A 17,973-nucleotide genomic window follows, 5' to 3' on the forward strand; every position below is an offset into this window, starting at 1 on the left:
GGTCTGTCGCTTGTCTACTGTTGCGAACAAGCAATTTGACGAGCATCCGCAAAAAAGCCTGCCCTGTAAAAGGCAGGCTTTTTTGCGGATGCAAGGCTCATTAAAAAAAGCGTATAGCGGTTATTGCCGTCAGTTGAGTACCTGGGATCCCTGGCTGGATGATTTCAACCCCGACCTGTTTCCGGTCAATGGCCAGGCCGGAAACAGGAACATGGGAGGTATGCGGGCTATTGCCGGCGGGCATTACGACGCGTACCATTGATAAATGGGCACAGGATGCCAAAAAATTCGGCGAGCCGTTTTTTCTGCGCTGTGGGCCACTAACGCCATCTGGGTGTGGTCTCCGCACCCGGCCCACGAAACTTTTGAGAACTTCTATCCCGGTCATACCTTCGTCGATTGGGTCGGGACTACGGCCACCAACTACGGTACGGTGGCCCCCTGGCGTCAGTGGTGGTCTTTTCGGGAGGTGATCGGTTCGTTTTACGATCGGGTCTCGCTCTATAAAGTGATCGATCGTCTGCGAATTTGGTTCGCTACCCGTTGGCGGCAATTGACCCGCCTGGTTTACGGATGCGCTCGGCACCCTGCCAACGGAGTGCCGAGCGATAAAAGCGGTGGTTTTTTGCCACAACGGCAGCGATATAATGACTACGTACAAATCCCTCGACTGCACATTCCGCTCCGATCCGGCTTCGGTAGCCGCGATCAGACAGGCCAGCCGGACCTGGCCCGACGCTAAGGCCCCGTAAAAGACGGCTTCTTCGGCCTGATTTTTAGCTAATTCGCTCGGAAAGTAGTTATATTGCTTAGGAAACAATAGCTATTTGTTGCATGCGCAGGATCTGTCTTTTGGCTTTGGTATGTCTCTTTTGTGCCGGCGCACATGGGCAGCGGTGCGATGTGGCCAAAGATGCCCGGGGCCGGGTCGTAACCATTTGCGTCATGTATTATGCCCAGATCATGCCCCAGACAACCGGAATGGGAGGACCTTCGCACCGGGAGATCACGTATCTGGGTAGTGAATTTTTTGGTTTTCCAATCTGGCAGGATGGGACTATTCAGATCGGGAGCCGCCAGATACGCTGTTCGCTGGCTTACAACCTGATGAGCGATGAACTGCTGGTAAAGCTCCAGAACAGCGAAACTATTCAGAAAGTAACCCCCGAAGCGTTTACCATTGGCAGTAATCGGTTTGTCTGGGATGGAACGAAAGGAAAAGGTAACCGGTATTACCTGGTACTTAACGATGGACCCACCCGCCTACTGAAGACATTCAAATGCCAGTTAAAGGCCGCCGTAACCAACAATGGCTACACGAACTCCAAAGAGGAAGAATTTGACGGCCATTACGAGATTCAGGAACAGTACTACATCAAGAAAGGGAGTGCCGCTCCGGAATCGGTATATCTGACCCGAAAGTCGGTGCTGGCGGCCCTGGGCGATCAGGCCGAAAAAGTGCTGCACGAGCTGCCCCGCCGGAAGCTTACCGAAGAACAGGTGATTCAGGCCCTGAGTCACTACAACTCGCCGGCTCAGTAGCCATTCCCGCTGAACATAGGAACTATGTAGTGCATTTTTACCCTACCGTTCTGCTATGACTGCCCCGACGCTATCCGATTATATCGAGTTTCTTGCCCGGCCCGGTTCGTATGCCGACCCGACCACTGCAGTGGAGATCCGGCAGACGCATATCTCGGTGGTAGCCATAGCAGATACTTATGTGTATAAGCTGAAGAAGCCGGTTCGGTTTGATTTTCTGAATTTTTCGACCCCCAAACGGCGGTTGCATTTCTGTAAGGAGGAAATCCGGCTCAACCGCCGGCTAAGTCCGTCGTTGTACGTAGACCTGCTGCCGGTCTATTTCTATCAGGGCCGGTTGCAGTTTTATCCGGAGGGGCGAGTCGTCAACTACGTCATTCAGATGCACCGGCTGTCGGAAGAAGGCCTGCTGGTCAACCAGATCCGGCGGCCGGCATTTTCGCTGACGGTGCTGGACCGGGTTGCTGCAACCCTCATTCGATTCTACCGGCAATCGAAAGCAACCCTGGGGATGAGGTCGTATGGGAGTGTCCGGCAGGTTCGCCGGCTTGCGCGTGCGGTGACTCCCGGCACCGGGGAACTGGAACAGGTGGGTATGCCGGCCTCAACGGCGTATTCTTTGTTTCAGTACCTCTCCGGCTTTCCCGATAGCGAAAGCGAACGTTTCTTGCACCGGATGGCGACCCGGCGGATTGTGGAAGGACATGGCGACCTGCGTTGCGAGCACATTCATATCGAAGGCAGTGCAGTCAACATCTATGATTGTCTGGAGTTCGATCGGAAGCTGCGCTGCCTCGACTGGCTCAACGACATTGCGTTTTTGCTGATGGACCTGGAGTATCGACGGTGCCGGCATTTAGCCGGTTATCTGGAGACTAAGCTGCTGAACGCGCTGGAAACAGAGGATGTGGGCGCATTGCTGACGTTTTACAAGACTTACCGGGCCTGTGTGCGCGGCAAAGTAAACAGGCTGAAAGCCGCCGAAACGGAGGTGCCGGAGCCGGAGCGGGAGGCCAGCCGGCAGAAAGCCCGGCGGTATTACCAGTTGGCGCTTCGGTACTCCCTGCTGGGTTCGGCACCAACCGTTGTGGTTTGTCTGGGCAGTGTAGCCAGTGGCAAATCAACGCTGGCCGCTGCGCTGGCCTCCTGGCTGGGCGTGGCGCACCTAAGCTCGGATAGGCTCCGCAAGCAACAGGCCGGAGTAGAACCATTGACCCGCTTACCCGATCCGGAGCGGGCTCAACTCTATACCCCGGCCATGACCGACCAGGTGTATAACAGGCTGACCGGGCAGGCGCTGCAGGAAGTAAAACTGGCCGGAGCCGCTATGGTGGATGCTACGTACCGGGAGCCCCGTCACCTACAGGCGTTGAGGGATCAGTGCCGGCAGGAGGGCATTCGGCTGCTGGTGATTCAGACCCAAGCGTCCGAAGCGTTGATTCTTCAGCGGCTGCGTAGCCGGGAGGGCCAGGCGACCGTATCAGATTTGCGCCTGTCGGATTACGCGCCGGAGACCTTTCATCTGTCGTATGCCGTGGCTGACCTGGCAGACACGGTGTTACCGGTCGATACGGGTGAGCCGGTTGATCAGCTTATTGAGAGACGGGTGTTTCCCTGGTTTCGGGAAGCCGGCGTACCCAAAGCGATTATCGCCAATAAACTATAACCGGTTAATCGTTCTGTTTCTATGAATGAGCCACTGACACATGAACTACTCCAGACGGTGACGGAGCGCATGACCGGAAGCGCATCGGTGCAAAAAGTATACGGTGAGCCGATTGTGGCCGGCCAGAAAACGATCATCCCCATTGCCCGGGTCATGATGGGCTTCGGGGGCGGCTACGGGGCAGGCCACTCAGGCAACCACGGCCCTAAAGCAGAAACTCCCGACGGCAGCCGGGGCGAAGGCGGAGGAGTTGGCGGGGGGCTTGTTGTTCAACCGCAGGGATTTATCGAAGTGACGCCCGACTATACGCGCTACATACCCCTGCGGCCCGGTCGTTACGTAGCCCTGGGAGTGGCACTTGGCTTTGTGCTCAGCGGAATCATCGGGCTGCGACGCCGGAAGAAGTGAGTCTAATTGAAAAGTGAACTTTTCTACTTGATTTAGTGAAAAAGTTCATTGTATGGCTTCTCTATCCAAAGCATATTCAGGAAAGCGAATGACCGCGCTACCGTTTACCGAACAGGAGATTGTGGTTCGCAGCCGGCAGGGCGTTTTACGGGCAGAAGCGGATCGGGTGGCTCAACTCGTCGGGTTAACCGATAAAGAACTCGCTGCGGCATTAGGCTTGTCAACCAGCTATCTGCACCGCCTGAAAACAGATCAGCGGATCAGTCAGGACGCATCGGAGCGGCTGCTCCTGTTGGAAAATCTGCTGCAACACGCATTAGATACCTTCGAAGGGAGGCCGGCAACCGTAGTGAACTGGCTGCGGACACCCCTACGGGAACTGGATAATCAGACTCCTTTACAAACTCTGGATACAGTCACTGGCTATACACTGGTAGACCGGGTATTGGGCCGAATCGACCACGGTATTTCCGGATAGGATGGCGCTGGTATATCGGGTAGTCCGGCAGAAATACGCCGACAGACCCCTGGCTGTTGAAGGGACCCGTATAAACGGCGGTCGCTGGAATCCGCCGGGCATCGGTATTCTGTATACAGCCGAACACCCGGCACTGGCTTTGGTGAAGATTTTAGTACATATGCCTCGCATACCCTACGCCGAACTGCCCGCTTATCAGCTTTTAACGGTAGACATTCCGGATGGGAGCCGACGCATACTAAATGCCGGAGAGTTACCGGCTCAGTGGAATGAAAATACCTATGCCCGAAGTCAATATATTCTCTCCGACTGGCTTGCCCTGCCTGATGTACTTGCCCTGGGCGTACCGTCATCCGTAATGCCGGATGGCGTTAATTACCTGCTGCATCTGGCCCATCCACAGTATAGCGAAATCAGGGTTCTCGATGAAAAGCCGTTAATAATCGATTCCCGGTTGTGGTCGCCGTAAGGCTGCCAAGCCTTTTCCGGCAATGACCGGCCGAAAATACCGTTAAGGCTAATATGATCCTTTAAAATAGTGCCCTGATGCGATCGATCTTATTGGTAATGAGCCTGGTTTTGGCCGGCTACTCCCTGTCTGTTGCCCAGCGGGGCCGGCTGCTGCAGCGGTATGCCGAGCAGCGTTTCACCCGCGATGCCGCGCCCAACACGGGGCCGGTGCCCGATTACAGCAAGCTGACCTACTGGGCGGCTTCGCCGGATAAGCCGGACCCCGGCGATAGCATTCCCCTTTTCCTGAAGGGGGAACAACGAACCAGCCGCGCCGACGTATTCTTTATTCACCCGACCTCCTACATCGGCGATGGCGACGAAAATGAGATCCTGAACCCCGGGTCGAACCGCCGTGACCTCTTTGAAGCCATGCAGCATACGGCCTGGAATGCCGACCTGACCGATACGGCCGTCAACCGGCGCACCGATTCGCGGGCTATTCTGTACCAGGCGTCGGTATTCAACGGCAGCGCCCGCGTATTTGCGCCCCGTTACCGGCAGGCCAACATCAAAGCCTTTTTCGTGCGGGATTCGCCCTCAGCCCAAAAAGCTTTTGATCTGGCGTACGGCGACATAAAAGCGGCTTTTGCGTATTACCTGGCCCACGCCAATCAGGGGCGACCCATCATCATTGCCTCCCACAGCCAGGGGACAATGCACGCCATCCGGCTGCTGCGGGAGTTTTTTGACGGGAAGCCGTTGCAGCAACAGCTCGTTTGTGCCTACCTCATCGGCTACCACATTCCGGTAAATACCTTCGCCCATATTCCCGTTGGCAGTGCGCCGACGGCTACAGGCTGCTTTGTGGGCTGGCGCAGTTATCAGAAAGGGGCCAATCCCCGGCTGGTGGCGCAGGAAAACGGAAATTCGGTCTGCGTCAATCCCCTGACCTGGACCACCGCGACGGACTGGGTCTCCCGAGAGCAACATGCCGGCGCGTTGCTGCGGTTTAACCTGGTGGTCCCGCAGAGCATCAGCGCCGGCATTGAACCGGCCTCTAAAATCCTGTGGGTAACGCTGCCTGATAAAGTTGGGGAGCGTATCGGGAAAATGGAGAATCTGCACACACTGGATTACAATCTGTTCTGGATGGATATCCGCCACAATGTAAAAGCCCGGATCGATGCCTATCTGGCGCAGCAGCGGTAAGGAGAACGCTAATTTTTGTGCAAACCCCATATGCGCATTGTATCCGTATCCCTGCTCGTCCGCGTTTGTAACGCGGACGAGCCCAGGTTGACTTTTTACTTCACCATCAGCCATTTTGGTTTTCCAATGAACATAACCAGGCTGAATGCACCGTGGTTGTTGCAACCTATGCCGGATCTTCCCCGGGTGCAACTACGCGAGCTTAGTTCTTCTTTGAGGGGGCTGGTTTGACGGCGGGATTATTGCTTTTAGGCGGGGTTGTAGTACCAGTAGATGGGGGAGGAGTAACGCTGACGCCTAATTTTTTCAGGACCAGTTCGGTAATGTCGTGTTCTTTGGGGGCGTAGAGCAGGTTGGGCAGGGCGTTGGTTCCGCTGTCGGTGCTCAGGATGTAGGTATAGCCGTTTTCTTTCGCCACGGTATCAATAGCCGCCTGGGCTTTTTGTAAAAGCGGAGCAACCAACTGATCATACCTCTTCTGAATGCCCTCATCGGCCGTGCGGGCAAATTCCTGAATCCGGTTGTTCAGGGTTTGCAGTTCGGTTTCTTTGTCCTTCCGGATTACCTCGCTCATCTGGGCGGCTCTCTGCTGGTAGGCGGCATATTTTGTCTGAAGCTCGGTTTGCAGGCGCTTCATTTCATTTTGCGACTGCGTCTGCTGCAGCGTAAGCTGGTTGTTGGCGGTTTTCATCTCCGGCATCTGCTCCAGAATATACCCCAGGCTGGTATAACCAATTTTCAGCGGGGCGGCCATCTGCGGGGCGGCTGTACCCGAACCAGTTTCGGAGGTTTGCGCCGAAGCGGCCAGCGGCCATAACAGACTGAACAGGATTAGAAGGGTTTTCATCGACTAAATTTTTCGAAAAATACCAGTTTTGGACCGGAAGCAGAGGCTCTTAACAAATTTTAACGGTTAGGTGTGACGACGGTGTTCCTTGCTGGCTGAGCGCTGGTGATTAGATAAGGTAAAGGCGGGCTATACAGCTCCAATGAGCTGTTTTCTGGTTAAGTGTCTTTGATTAAATACATGGTTGCCTTCGACCGACCGATCCGCTCAACTATGCCCTGCTGAACCAAATACTGCAAATCTTTTTTTAAGGTATTTATGGAAACATCCGGCAAGCAGGTTGCCAAATCACTAAGTTTAGCCGGCTGCCGTTCCTGTAGCCACGTTAGTACCTGCCGCTGTCGTTCGTTGAGGTAACCGCCTTTCTGCTGATAGACGGCATATTTGCTTTCGAGTCGTACCGTCAGCATATGCAGACAATCCAGGAAGAAGACCATCCACTCCCCAACAACTTCTTTCTCGGTGCTTCGGTATTGCTGACCGGCCATCAAAGCCCGGTAGTAGTCAGCCTTACGTTGTTCAATGATGGTCTCAAACGACACATATTGGACAAAGTCGTAGCCCGTTTTCAACAGCAGCAGGGTAGTCAGCAATCGAGACAAACGCCCATTGCCATCCTGGAATGGGTGAATCGACAAAAATTCGTACACAAACAGGCCAATGACCAGCAAGGGATGAATTTGACCCTGTTCCAGCGCCTTAGCTATCCACCCAACCATAGCGTGCATCTCGGATTCGGTCAGGTGTGGTGCCGTGGTGTTGAAAATGATACGTTGCGTTCCGTCGGGGTAATTGGCTACTACCCGGTTGGACAGTGTTTTATAGCTGCCCCGGTGCCGCTGGTCCTTGTCACTGTAACGGAGTAAAATGCCGTGTAGTTGTTTGATATACGATTCTGTTAATGCTATGTCTTTAGCATGGTCGAGAATCAGGTCTAAGGCTTCAAAATACCCGAATACCTCCTGTTCGTCGCGGGTTCTGAACTCCGTAATTTTAACGTTATGGATTAGCTTTTCAACTTCTTCATTGGTCAGAATAGCCCCCTCAATTCGTGTTGACGAACCAATGCTTTCGATAGTGGCCACGCGACGCAACTCGCGCAGGTAACGGTTGTTTTTCTGCTCGATTACTTCCCATTTACCGCGAAAGGCATCAATTACCGCTATTCGCCGGATGACTTCCTGCATGGTAGAGAAGGAGAAAGTTAACTTTGCTTCAAAGTTCATATCCGCATTGTATCCGCATTTTATCCGCAAATGTAATAAAATACCCGCCTACCAGGCCGCATCGACTACGGCATTTTCAAGTAGCTATTGTCATCGTAGTTATGTGCCCCGCCCGTCTCCTGACTCAGTGGTATGACGGGCGAGAGCATAGATACGCGGGAGAGGTGAATACGGCCTTAGAAAGCTAACCCAAGACCTATTTTTAACGTTGTTTGATTCGGGGCGTAGAACCCGCCCCGGTTGGGCAGCACATTACGGCTATGCGAGACCCCAATGTCAATAAATGCATTGTTGAATAGTCGTTGCTGGAATCCGACAGTACCGCCCACACCCAGGTAATTTGATGTGTTGATGCGGTAGGTTTCGCCGGGATTCGCTCGGGAGTGGATATAATCACGCCGATAATCTGTATGGGGGCCGACGTAAAACCCCGACAGGTTATTACCGCCAGTGCCGCGCCGGATCTGGTACTGTTGCAGCAGGTAATATCGCAGTTGCAGCGAAGGTTGGAGCGTCAGAAAGGTGAATCCATACGGAGTGGTATAGGATTGTCTTTGCAGATTTGTATTCAGGGCGGTGTTAATGGAGAGTGGACTATTTCCTATCTTAAATTCGTAGGCTACATCGAGTATGGCCCGCTGATTCTGCGTACCCAGGACCAAGTTCGGCCAGTTAATTTTCCACTGGTTGCGCACGATTTCCTGACAGCGAAGCACATCACAGAGCGGAGGATTTTTCGCCTTTCTCCAGTCCCCGAAAGCCAGGCCAATAGTAGTACGAGTCAGTGAGGTAGTTCTGGCTAAACAAGCCGACCCCGAAGTCGAAGAAACCCCGGTTCAGGAAACGGCGCTGAATGCCGTATTCTATTCCCATCCGAACCCGGGTTTGATTAAAGGCCGGACTATACTCATATACGGCACCGATATAATTGCCGGTAAAGTTATTGCTGCTCTTTCCCTCGTCTATCCGCCGTCTCATGTCGTAGTACCAGCGGGTCTGGACAGACGCTGCATAATCTCTCCGGAAACCCTGGAGGTAATAATTGCGAAAGGTGAAGTTAATACCAGCCGAAAATGATGGCGAAATTTTGAATTCGTACCCAGCCTGCAGCGAATTGCCAGGGAAGGAGGAAGTAGTCTGCCCAATTTTCACCATATGCCGGGTGGGTACTTTGGTCATAAAGACGTTCTCGTAGCGGTCGATGAAGCGCTGGCGGGGCAGGGTGTCGGGCTCCTGCGTGTAGGTAATGCGGAGGCTGTCCTGGGCGTAAAGCGCCGGGCGGCAAAGCAACAGCAGTAGTAACCAGTAAGGGTTGCGCATGGGGTGTAGTGGATAGAGGTTCCGGGCTTATTTTATAGTCAGGTCGCCGAACTCGGCAGTGATGGAGACAGTGGCGGTTTGCCGGCTGCTGAAGAAAGCTTCTTTAAAATCAGCCGTGTTACGCTTCCAGTTGAAGCCATTGGGCAGTTGCAGGGTGGCATAGGCTCCGCTGATGGCGTAGTCGAACTGCTGCCAGTTTTTAGGAAAGACATTGACTACTGCCTTCTTCGATTGAATGGTCAGGCCGGTCAGCCGCTCGTCGGGCAGGATGTCGACCGTTCCGTAAGCGGCATTCAGTTTAACGGACCCGGCCGGCTGCTCCAGCCGCAGGTTAGTATGGTCGGTGGCGAACACGAACGTGCCGGATAAGCTGCGGGCGGTGAGTTCGCCGAATGAGGTCTCCAGCGTGCCTTTGGCCATAATGTCGGTCAGCGTGGAGATGCAGAAGTCGGCCTTGAGCCGGAGCGAATTGCGCACGCCTTTCATCGTAACGGTGCCGAAGCTGTTCCGCACATCCACCGCGCAGGAAGCCGGCAGATACACCGTATAGCGGGCCTTTAGATTCGATAGGGGCTTGGCTTCGCCGTCTTTCAGCAGAATAAAGTTGCGGAGGAAAAAGTCGCGCCCGCTGCGGTCGGCTACGTACTGCACTTTGGCCAGGTCGTTGGTGGCTGTGGTTTTGTCGGGGTGCCGGGCCGAGAGTTCCAGCTTCACGGCAATGGTGGCTTTATCCCATACCGCCAGCTCTATATCGGCCTTCTCGGCCACGATATGCAGCGTGCGGATGCCGGCTGCATCGACGGATCGCTCCACCGTGCGGGTGGCCACCTGCACCACGGCCTGCGCCTGCACCAGATTAGGACTAGCCAGCAAGCCAAGTAAACCAAGACTAAGCCGGCGTAGGCTTAAGAAGTAATTGCTGAGGGTTGTCATATGTAATGGTGTGGCTACTTTGCTGTAGTTAAAAGTCTAGTGTCTAAAATCCAGTGTCCAGCGTCCTGATCAAATCAGTTTTGCCATTTGGTTTAAGATGCTCGCTTTCTGTCGCTCTACCTCGCTCAGTTGCCGGACCAGCTCGGGTTCGGTGTTGTAGTGTCCCATCGCTTGCTGCAACTGCTCGGTAGCAGCCTGCAGGGTCTGGTATTCGGCCTGCAACTGCCGGAACCGGGGCGAGTGGCAAACAACTGTTTCGGCCTCGCAGTAGGCTTTTAGCTGCTGGTAGGTGGCATCGGTCAGCGGCTCCTCCGGAGGCAGCAGGCGGGTGTCCACCACTTCGGTTGCGTACGTGATCGGCGGCTCAGGGCTGTTATGGCGGATCAGCCAGATAGCCAGACTACTTACCAGCACCCCTACGGCGGCAGCCGCCCATCGGCTGATGCGGAACCGGTCATTGTTCTGCGGCCGGGTGGTGGTTTGAATGGCCTGCCAGACAGCTTCGTCAGGTTCGTAATTAGGCAGTTGCTGAATAGCCTGCTGCAGTGGGGCTTCGGCCAGTTGGTGGCGGATGGTCTGCCAGACGGCTTCGTCGGGTTCATACGCCGGAAGCTGCTGCAAGGCCTGTATCAGGGTATCTCGATTTCTTTCCATGGCGTTAGTGTCGGTTGAGCATGTCCCGTAATCGTTTCCTGGCGGAAAAAAGCTGGGATTTGGAGGTGCCCTCCGAGATACCCAGCATGTCGGCTATTTCGCGGTGGGTGTAGCCCTCAACCTCGGCCAGCACAAACACGGTCCGGAAGCCATTGGGCAAAGCCAGAATAGCCGCTTCGAGATGGGCCGCGTTGATGGCTTCCTGGCCCCAGTCAACACCTGCCTGGATATCGGTATCCAGTTCCTGCCAGTGCGTTACCTGCTTCTGGCGGGTCGCTTTACGCACCACAATTCGCTTAATCCATGCCCCCAGGGTAGCATCGCCCCGGAACTGGTCGAGGTGGCTGAACACCTCGATGAACGCATCCTGCAGCACATCATTCGCCGAGTCAAAATCGCCGGTGATGCGGTAGGCCAGCGTGTACATGGCCCGTTTGTAGCGGTCGTACAACCGGCGTTGCGCACTGGGGTCGTGTAACAGGCATCCGGCAATGAGTTCGGCCTCGGTGGTCATTCAGGAGTGGATTAGCGACTTTGCTGTAAAGAGGAGTTGGAAAGGGCAAAAGGTTGTATGGGCTGTAAAAATAATTGAAAGTATAGCCCTATAAAAAACTAACGGTTAGAGGTGCCGGCCTGAACCGACAATGCCTCTAACCGCAGTCTGACTATTCCCTAACTCTACTTATTCATCATAGCGTTACCAGTTCAAGCGGGCCGGTTCCGGGCTATCTGCTCAGAGTCCGGCATTCATGGAGGGATTTAATGGGGTGTACGTTAGATTACTGACGGATATACCCGTGACCGACTTGATGAAGACGTTAGTCATGTTCTTTTCCGGGAAAAAGATGTCGGTCATAACGGTCAGTCCATTGTCGGCAAAGAGTTCAACCGATGCTACATCGGCCAGTAGGGTAATCGAAATTTTTGAATCGGACGACAAACGCGGGGCGGTATGCCGCTTGCCAAATCCCTTCTCAAAATCTGTCTTACCTGCTTTTGCCCGGTCGATGTAGTATACATTGCCCCCTTTGTCGTAGCCGATGACCAGCTCATTCCCCTGCTCGTTGGCTAGTACAATGGAGAAGTCATTGGTGGCCGGTGCCGACAGCGTGAGTTTAAACAGGGTAGCCGTTCCGCCGGTTTTGGCCGTTAGGTCATACTGCCCCTTTACCGCTACATTGTTCAGCGATGTGGTTTTGCCGTTTAGTGCGTCCAGTTCTTTCACGGGCGTAGAGGTCAATACCAACTCTTTGTTTACGGCTGTGAGGCCAAGTTCGCGCGGCACGGTGGTTGCACTGCGCCAGGATGACGTGGGTACCACATTGGCATACTGCCAGTTACTCATCCAGCCGATCAGCACCACCCGGTTGCCGGTATTGGCAAAGGTGACGCCGGCGTAATTGTCCGTCCCGTAATCCATCCACTTGGTTTTGGTAGAATACGGTTTGAAGGTTTTGCCGTCAAAATCACCGACAAAATACTGGGTGGCCGAGCCGCCGTTTGGTCCACCCGGATTGATGCTGACCAGCAGCACCCACGCCTGCCTGCCGTTATGGGTCAGCGGGAACAGGTCCGGGCATTCCCAAACGCCACCGTGCGCCCCTACCTCCTGGCCAAACTCGCTTTCCTTCGCCCAGTTTTTCAGGTCAGGTGAGGAAAAGAACGTGACGCGGTCTTTGGTTGCCAGCGTCATAATCCATTTCTTTTGCGGTTCGTACCACCGCACTTTGGGGTCGCGGAAATCGGTGATACCGGGGTTAGGCAACACCGGATTGCCGGCGTACTTTATCCAGGTTTTACCTTCGTCGAGGCTATAGGCCAGACTTTGGTACTGATGGGTGCCGGTCTTTTTCTTTTCCAGTTCCGGGTTATGGTGCGTAAAAATGGCAACCAGGGGCACCTGGCCATTTTTGCCGAAACCGCTGGTATTGTTTACATCGACAACGGCACTACCCGAAAAAATCATGCCCAGGCTATCGGGGTACAGCGCAATCGGCTGCTCCTGCCAATGCACCATGTCTTTGCTGGTGGCATGACCCCAGTGCATGGGTCCCCAGGTGGTGCCGTTGGGATAGTGCTGAAAAAACAGGTGATAGGTCCCGTTATAATACACCATCCCGTTCGGGTCATTCATCCAGTGCGCTTTGGGTGAAAAATGGTATTGGGGCCGATGTGGCTCCTGCGTGGCTGGTGCCTGCTGTTGCGACTGACTGTAGGTAGTAGCCCCGAGTGTCGCCAGCAAAACCAGGCTTACAATAAGTTTTTTCATGTGTCTGTTAGGAAAGGAGTTAACAATGGAGCTACCGGGTTGGCGGTAGCTCCACGCTGAACCGATTGATTGGGTAAGTTAAACCCTAAAACCCTGGATTCTGCTTATAAAGTCCTTTCGTAAAGGTAATCTCCCGTTGCGGAATCGGCAGGTACTCATCCCGGCCTGCCGTGAACTTTGCCGTTGCCAGAAACGGCCGTCTGACCTTTTCCTTCTCGATGTAGGCGTTCAGCGTTTTTTCGGCGATACCCCAGCGAACCAGGTCAAAGAAGCGTGGGCTCTCGGTGGCAAACTCCAGCCGGCGCTCCCATTGCAGGGCCTTTCGGGCATAATCCTGCGTCCAGCCAGCAGCCGGGTATTCTTTGATGTTGTATTTCGACGGGAAGGTGCCGTCCAGCTTTTTGAGCCGGCCCGTGCTGGCAGCCGCCCGTCTGCGGATTTGGTTAATCAGCGGAAGCGCCATGTTTTGCTGGCCCAGTTCGATATAGGCTTCGGCCTGCATCAGCAGCACGTCATCGTAGCGGAGGATGTCGATGTTTTTGGAGGTGCCGATAAAGGGGCCTTCTTTATGGTACGATGAACTGGTCGCCAGTTGTTGCTCCTTCATGGTATGGAAGAACCCATATACGCCGGGGTCACGCACCCAGGCATTGCTGAACGGCTTGCTCGCGTCGTACTTATACGGGTGGCCGTCGATGCCGATGGTATGGTCCACACGCGGGTCCACGGTATCCGTAGTAAAGTCGACGTTTTTGTCGTTGAACGTATCCAGTTGCGGCAGTCCGTTTGCATCCGTTTTAAAGGCGTTTGCCAGGTTCTGGCTGGGGGCATGGAAGCCGCAGCAACCGTATTGCGGAGCCCCGTGCGGGTAGTTCAGGCCCGTTACGTAGCTCAGCCGACCCACAGCCGTACCATCGTTGATGGAGTATTGAACAGCGAAAATCGACTCCGGACCATTTTCCGTTTCGGCAATAAAGTTCTCTGCAAAGTCGGGCTGCAGGCTGTATTGCCCGGAGCTGATGACCTGCTGCGTTAGGGTGACTACCTCCTGCAAACGAGTCTTATTAATGTTGATGACCTTGTGGTTATCGTCCTGCTCATATGCCTGGTACAACCGTAGTTTGGCCAGGTAAGCAGCGGCTGCTATTTTGTTGGCGCGACCAATTTGCTGCTGCCGGGCGGGCAGGTTGTCCAGGGCAAACTGGAAATCCTCGGCAATCTTATTCCACAACTCGTCATTCTTGTACTTCACGTTCGACTCCTTCAGAATGTCGTCGCTCGACAGGTTCTCGGTGATGTACGGGATATTCTTGAAGAGCATCTTCAGCATAAAGTGCGCGTGGCCTCGCAGGAAGCGCATTTCGGCCTGCCGCACTTTCTTGAGCGGAAACTCGGCGTCCGGCAAGGAAGTCAGGCTGCGCAGGGCGGTATTCGACCGGGAGATGGATTTGTAAAAGTTCTCCCAGGTGAAGGGGTGCATCCAGCCCTGGTCCGGCCGGGTCAGGTTGTAGTGCTCATAAAAATCGATGTCGGCTACATCGCCAACGCCACCTCCGCCTTTATAGGCATCATCGGAGCGGACACTGCCGTACACCCACATGCTGGTCATGGGACCAATCATATCGTCATTGCCAATCCCGGCATAGGCTGCGGTAACCAGCGCTTCGGCACCCGATGCCGACTTAATGTTATCCTCGGACAAAAGGCCTTGTGGCTGGTAATCCAGAAAATCTTTGCAGGAAGAGGTAATCAGTAAACCACCTGCGAGGAGCAACGAAGAGAGTAGGTTATTTTTCATGTTGATTGGAGGCTTAGAATGAAACATTGATGCCGGCCGTGTACGTACGCGGGATGGGTATTGTGTTGATGTCGGTACGCTCGGGGTCCGGTCCCTGGAAGGATTTGCCTTTGATGACAATCAGATTATCGGCCATGACAAATAACCGGAGCCGTTGCAGGCGTATCTTCTCAACCAGCGCCGAATTGAGCGTGTAGCCGAGCTGAATATTCCGCAGCTTGTAGTAGCCCGTGTTCACAAAGAAGTAATCTGAAGTACGCGTTTCGCCGTTTACATCCGACAGCGACAGCGCCGGAATGCGGGAGCCGGTATGGGTCGGCGACCAGGCACTAAACACCCCCGGACCAACGTTATCGCGGCCCCGGATGAAATTGTTGTAGAACGTGTACGAATCGAAGCCGGTCCGTCCTGCAATACCGGATCCAAACAGCGAGAAGTCGAAGTTTTTGTAATAGGCATCTACGCGCAGGTTATATTCAAATGCGGGTAGGGTAGTGCCAATCCAAACCCGGTCATCGTCGTTAATCTGACCGTCCTTGTTGGTATCCACGTACCGAATGCGGCCCGGACCAGCCCCCACCTGCTTCGGAGCGGCATCGACTTCGGACTGGCTCTGGAACAGACCGGCGGTTTTGTAGCCAAAGATATCGAACTGCGAATGGCCGAGAATACTGTTGATGGCGTTGCCGGGATAGGCGGCCCGTACTTCTTCCGGCAGTTGGGTGATTCGGTCGCGGAACCGGCTCATACCCGTGATGATGCTGTAGGTGAAAGCGCCCTTCGGCTTGGCGTAGTAGCCCAGCGAGAACTCAAAACCGTTGTTTGACTTCGAGGCACCATTCACCGCCTTTAACTGCCCTTCGCCGACGGCCGAGGCAATCGGGGGTGTAATCAGAATGTCGCTGGTTTTGCGGGTAAAGTAGTCGAATGACCCCTGGAAGCTGCCGTTCAGGAAGCCGAAATCCACACCCAGGTTCAGTTCGTCGGTTGTCTCCCATCTCAGGTTCGGATTGGCTCCCTGAATAGACACAAAGCCGGAGGGAAGGTTGCCCGTATTCGCACCGTTCAGGTCATAGGCGGTACCGATGTTATAAAACTGGTCGAAGAAAGGCTGATGGCCGTTCGGGAACTGCGATTGCCGGGCACCGTAGCGGGTGTCGTACAGCCCGAACCGGGCCAGGTCGCCAATCTCCTGATTACCCACACGACCAATACCGGCTCTCAGTTTTAGGTTGCTGATAGACTTGATACCCTGAAAAAAGGCCTCCTTATCCAGTCGCCAGCCCACCGAAGCCGCCGGGAAGATACCGTAGGCGTTTTCGGAACCGAAGCGCGACGAACCATCGCGCCGTACCGTCAGGGCAACCAGGTACCGGTCATTAAAACCGTAGTCGATGCGGGCGAACTGCGACAGCAGGCGGTTGCCGGAGCCACTACCCGTAACGTTGGTATTGCCGGTGCCGGCATTCAGCACAAAATAGTCTTCGGTCTGTACGGCAAAGCCATCCTTGCGGGCCACCTGGTAGCGAAAATCGTTCTTGATGGCTTCGACACCCACCAGGAAATTGAAGTGGCTCTGGCCCAGATTCAGGTTATACCGGGCGGTGTTTGACCAGGTGATGCTCAGGTAGCGGTTCTGGTCGATGGTCAGGCTGTTGTTGGCGCGGCCGAACGACCCTTCTTCAAACGACTGCTCGATGTTCTTGAAGTAGTAGTTGGCGTTGTCGGCTCCCAGACTGGAACGGATAAACAGGTTTTTGATAGGCTCGGCTTCCACGAACACATTCCCGAACAGGGTAAACCGGTTGGCATTGTCCCAGCGGTTGATGTATTGCATGTGCAACGGGTTGTTCCGGTCAGAATATCCGGAACCGATAGCACCACCGAATGAGCCGTCTTTGGCGTATACCGGAATCGTTGGGGCCAGGGTAACCGCCAGACCAGGGGTAGGTGCGCCACCTATGTCCGTAGCTACCGGCGTTTCGTTCAGCGAAGCTACCTGAATGTTCGCGCCAATCTTGAGCCGGTTGTTAAAGGCGTTGGTCAAAGCGTTGATGCGGCCACTCAGTTTATCGGCACCCGTGTAGCGCAGCATACCGGTATTCTTATAGTAGCCGAGATTTACCTGCAGCGATGACGTTTTGGTGCCGCCCGAAATGGTCAGTTCGTTGTTGGTGACCACACCGGTTTTGTACATCACATCCTGCCAGTCGGTATCGCCGGCGGGCATATTGGCGTTGCCACCCACCAGCGGTTTCACGCTGACACTGTTCAGCTTCGGGTTCTTGAAATCTTTGTTCCAGTCGAAGGCGTACAGCGCACCGTAGCCATCTTCCGGATTAACGCCATCGTTGACGGATGCCTGCCACAAGGCCTTCCCCCGGTCAACGGCATTGAGCATCTTAAACCGGGCGTACTTTTCAGACTGGGCCGCAATGCTGCTGTTAAAGTCGATGTTGAGCTTACCGTTGGTATTGGCCCCGTTTTTGGTTGTCACGATAATAACACCGTTAGAGGCCCGGGAGCCGTAGATGGATGCCGCCGAGGCATCTTTCAGCACCTGTACCGATTCAATGGAGTTGGGGTTCAGGCCCTGAAAAACCTCCGGCCGTTTCGTCGGAACGCCGTCGATGATGTAGAGCGGGTCGGTATTGCCGAGGGTATTGGCTCCGCGAATCAGGATGCGGGAGTTGGCTCCGCTGGGTGTACCCGTCTTCTCGATATAGAGGCCCGGTACGCGGCCCTGCAGCGCCTGCATCGGATTACCCGGACTTACGTTCCGGATCGGCGCTAAATCCACCACTGCCACGGCACCGGTCAGGTCTTCTTTGCGGGAGGTGGTGTACCCCACCACCACGACTTCAGATAATTGGCCACCGTCGGCCAGAGCAACCTGGATGCTGTTCTTGCCGACAATAGAGACCTGCTGCGTGGCATAGCCGATGTACGACACCTGCACCGAGGTAGCGCTGGTTGGTACAGACAGGGTAAACGCACCTTTCGCATCCGTAGCGGTGCCGGTGGTGGTACCGGGCACAATGATATTAGCTCCGGGCAGGGGCTCATTGGTTTTTGCGTCGGTGACGCTCCCCGTCAGCACCCGCTGTGCCAGGGCCAGTTGCAGGGTCAGCAGCAGGGCTGCGAGGGTAAATAGACAGCTTTTCATGAGA

Annotated in this window: 18 protein-coding genes; 8 read left to right on the forward strand and 10 right to left on the reverse strand. The window is 54.7% G+C overall.

Translation table 11 applies throughout. The features are described 5' to 3' along the window. Positions 1-88: 88 nt before the first annotated feature. From ABD931_RS21555 to ABD931_RS21590, 8 genes are all read left to right on the forward strand, one after another. Positions 89-262 (forward strand): hypothetical protein, encoded by a 174-nt coding sequence (locus tag ABD931_RS21555; protein WP_345270029.1) that lies wholly within the window; start codon positions 89-91, stop codon positions 260-262. 3 nt (positions 263-265) lie between these two features. Next, on the forward strand, positions 266-742 hold the full coding sequence (locus ABD931_RS21560) for a glycosyl hydrolase (protein WP_345270030.1): 477 nt from the start codon (positions 266-268) through the stop codon (positions 740-742). A 92-nt stretch (positions 743-834) separates the two neighbouring features. Further along, positions 835-1,542 carry a hypothetical protein gene (locus ABD931_RS21565; protein ID WP_345270031.1) on the forward strand — a complete coding sequence of 236 codons (708 nt, stop codon included), beginning with the start codon at positions 835-837 and terminating at the stop codon, positions 1,540-1,542. A gap of 55 nt (positions 1,543-1,597) precedes the next feature. After that, positions 1,598-3,208, forward strand: a complete 1,611-nt coding sequence (locus tag ABD931_RS21570) for a bifunctional aminoglycoside phosphotransferase/ATP-binding protein (RefSeq protein ID WP_345270033.1) — start codon at positions 1,598-1,600, stop codon at positions 3,206-3,208. Positions 3,209-3,229: 21 nt separating this feature from the next. Then, positions 3,230-3,616, forward strand: coding sequence for a spore germination protein GerW family protein (locus ABD931_RS21575; protein ID WP_345270034.1), 387 nt, complete (start codon positions 3,230-3,232; stop codon positions 3,614-3,616). Positions 3,617-3,668: 52 nt separating this feature from the next. After that, entirely contained in the window at positions 3,669-4,094 is a 426-nt protein-coding gene (locus tag ABD931_RS21580) for an Xre family toxin-antitoxin system antitoxin (RefSeq protein ID WP_345270035.1), read from the forward strand. A 1-nt stretch (position 4,095) separates the two neighbouring features. After that, on the forward strand, positions 4,096-4,563 hold the full coding sequence (locus tag ABD931_RS21585) for an RES family NAD+ phosphorylase (protein ID WP_345270036.1): 468 nt from the start codon (positions 4,096-4,098) through the stop codon (positions 4,561-4,563). Positions 4,564-4,640: 77 nt separating this feature from the next. Then, entirely contained in the window at positions 4,641-5,756 is a 1,116-nt protein-coding gene (locus ABD931_RS21590) for a DUF3089 domain-containing protein (protein WP_345270037.1), read from the forward strand. A 202-nt stretch (positions 5,757-5,958) separates the two neighbouring features. On the opposite strand, the gene ABD931_RS21595 is transcribed toward ABD931_RS21590, so the two are convergent. The 10 genes from ABD931_RS21595 to ABD931_RS21640 form a co-directional block, all read right to left on the reverse strand. Beyond that, positions 5,959-6,603: an OmpH/Skp family outer membrane protein gene (locus tag ABD931_RS21595; RefSeq protein ID WP_345270039.1), complete on the reverse strand. Its 645-nt coding sequence runs from the start codon at positions 6,601-6,603 to the stop codon at positions 5,959-5,961. 158 nt (positions 6,604-6,761) lie between these two features. Beyond that, positions 6,762-7,829 (reverse strand): Fic family protein, encoded by a 1,068-nt coding sequence (locus ABD931_RS21600; RefSeq protein WP_345270040.1) that lies wholly within the window; start codon positions 7,827-7,829, stop codon positions 6,762-6,764. Between the two features lie 176 nt (positions 7,830-8,005). Continuing rightward, positions 8,006-8,545 carry a hypothetical protein gene (locus tag ABD931_RS21605; RefSeq protein WP_345270041.1) on the reverse strand — a complete coding sequence of 180 codons (540 nt, stop codon included), beginning with the start codon at positions 8,543-8,545 and terminating at the stop codon, positions 8,006-8,008. A gap of 1 nt (position 8,546) precedes the next feature. After that, a complete protein-coding gene (locus ABD931_RS21610) occupies positions 8,547-9,149 on the reverse strand; it encodes a hypothetical protein (protein ID WP_345270043.1) in 603 nt (200 codons plus the stop codon). Between the two features lie 27 nt (positions 9,150-9,176). Next, entirely contained in the window at positions 9,177-10,082 is a 906-nt protein-coding gene (locus ABD931_RS21615; protein ID WP_345270044.1) for a hypothetical protein, read from the reverse strand. Positions 10,083-10,151: 69 nt separating this feature from the next. Further along, positions 10,152-10,736, reverse strand: a complete 585-nt coding sequence (locus tag ABD931_RS21620) for a hypothetical protein (protein ID WP_345270045.1) — start codon at positions 10,734-10,736, stop codon at positions 10,152-10,154. Between the two features lie 4 nt (positions 10,737-10,740). Then, positions 10,741-11,250: an RNA polymerase sigma factor gene (locus ABD931_RS21625; protein WP_345270046.1), complete on the reverse strand. Its 510-nt coding sequence runs from the start codon at positions 11,248-11,250 to the stop codon at positions 10,741-10,743. A gap of 219 nt (positions 11,251-11,469) precedes the next feature. Further along, the gene (locus tag ABD931_RS21630) at positions 11,470-13,005 is read right to left on the reverse strand and encodes a glycoside hydrolase family 32 protein (protein WP_345270047.1); all 1,536 of its coding nucleotides are present in this window, start codon (positions 13,003-13,005) and stop codon (positions 11,470-11,472) included. Between the two features lie 85 nt (positions 13,006-13,090). Further along, complete coding sequence (locus ABD931_RS21635; protein WP_345270048.1) at positions 13,091-14,803, reverse strand: RagB/SusD family nutrient uptake outer membrane protein; 1,713 nt, start codon at positions 14,801-14,803, stop codon at positions 13,091-13,093. Between the two features lie 13 nt (positions 14,804-14,816). Then, positions 14,817-17,969 carry a SusC/RagA family TonB-linked outer membrane protein gene (locus ABD931_RS21640; RefSeq protein WP_345270049.1) on the reverse strand — a complete coding sequence of 1,051 codons (3,153 nt, stop codon included), beginning with the start codon at positions 17,967-17,969 and terminating at the stop codon, positions 14,817-14,819. Positions 17,970-17,973: the final 4 nt, after the last annotated feature.

Source organism: Nibrella viscosa (assembly GCF_039541875.1).
GTDB lineage: Bacteria > Bacteroidota > Bacteroidia > Cytophagales > Spirosomataceae > Nibrella > Nibrella viscosa.

Coding starts and splice junctions, on each gene's coding strand:
- ABD931_RS21555 (WP_345270029.1), top strand. CDS start 89: ATGCAAGGCTCATTAAAAAAAGCGTATAGCGGTTATTGCCGTCAGTTG.
- ABD931_RS21560 (WP_345270030.1), top strand. CDS start 266: ATGGGCACAGGATGCCAAAAAATTCGGCGAGCCGTTTTTTCTGCGCTG.
- ABD931_RS21565 (WP_345270031.1), top strand. CDS start 835: ATGCGCAGGATCTGTCTTTTGGCTTTGGTATGTCTCTTTTGTGCCGGC.
- ABD931_RS21570 (WP_345270033.1), top strand. CDS start 1,598: ATGACTGCCCCGACGCTATCCGATTATATCGAGTTTCTTGCCCGGCCC.
- ABD931_RS21575 (WP_345270034.1), top strand. CDS start 3,230: ATGAATGAGCCACTGACACATGAACTACTCCAGACGGTGACGGAGCGC.
- ABD931_RS21580 (WP_345270035.1), top strand. CDS start 3,669: ATGGCTTCTCTATCCAAAGCATATTCAGGAAAGCGAATGACCGCGCTA.
- ABD931_RS21585 (WP_345270036.1), top strand. CDS start 4,096: ATGGCGCTGGTATATCGGGTAGTCCGGCAGAAATACGCCGACAGACCC.
- ABD931_RS21590 (WP_345270037.1), top strand. CDS start 4,641: ATGCGATCGATCTTATTGGTAATGAGCCTGGTTTTGGCCGGCTACTCC.
- ABD931_RS21595 (WP_345270039.1), bottom strand. CDS start 6,603: ATGAAAACCCTTCTAATCCTGTTCAGTCTGTTATGGCCGCTGGCCGCT.
- ABD931_RS21600 (WP_345270040.1), bottom strand. CDS start 7,829: ATGAACTTTGAAGCAAAGTTAACTTTCTCCTTCTCTACCATGCAGGAA.
- ABD931_RS21610 (WP_345270043.1), bottom strand. CDS start 9,149: ATGCGCAACCCTTACTGGTTACTACTGCTGTTGCTTTGCCGCCCGGCG.
- ABD931_RS21615 (WP_345270044.1), bottom strand. CDS start 10,082: ATGACAACCCTCAGCAATTACTTCTTAAGCCTACGCCGGCTTAGTCTT.
- ABD931_RS21620 (WP_345270045.1), bottom strand. CDS start 10,736: ATGGAAAGAAATCGAGATACCCTGATACAGGCCTTGCAGCAGCTTCCG.
- ABD931_RS21625 (WP_345270046.1), bottom strand. CDS start 11,250: ATGACCACCGAGGCCGAACTCATTGCCGGATGCCTGTTACACGACCCC.
- ABD931_RS21630 (WP_345270047.1), bottom strand. CDS start 13,005: ATGAAAAAACTTATTGTAAGCCTGGTTTTGCTGGCGACACTCGGGGCT.
- ABD931_RS21635 (WP_345270048.1), bottom strand. CDS start 14,803: ATGAAAAATAACCTACTCTCTTCGTTGCTCCTCGCAGGTGGTTTACTG.
- ABD931_RS21640 (WP_345270049.1), bottom strand. CDS start 17,969: ATGAAAAGCTGTCTATTTACCCTCGCAGCCCTGCTGCTGACCCTGCAA.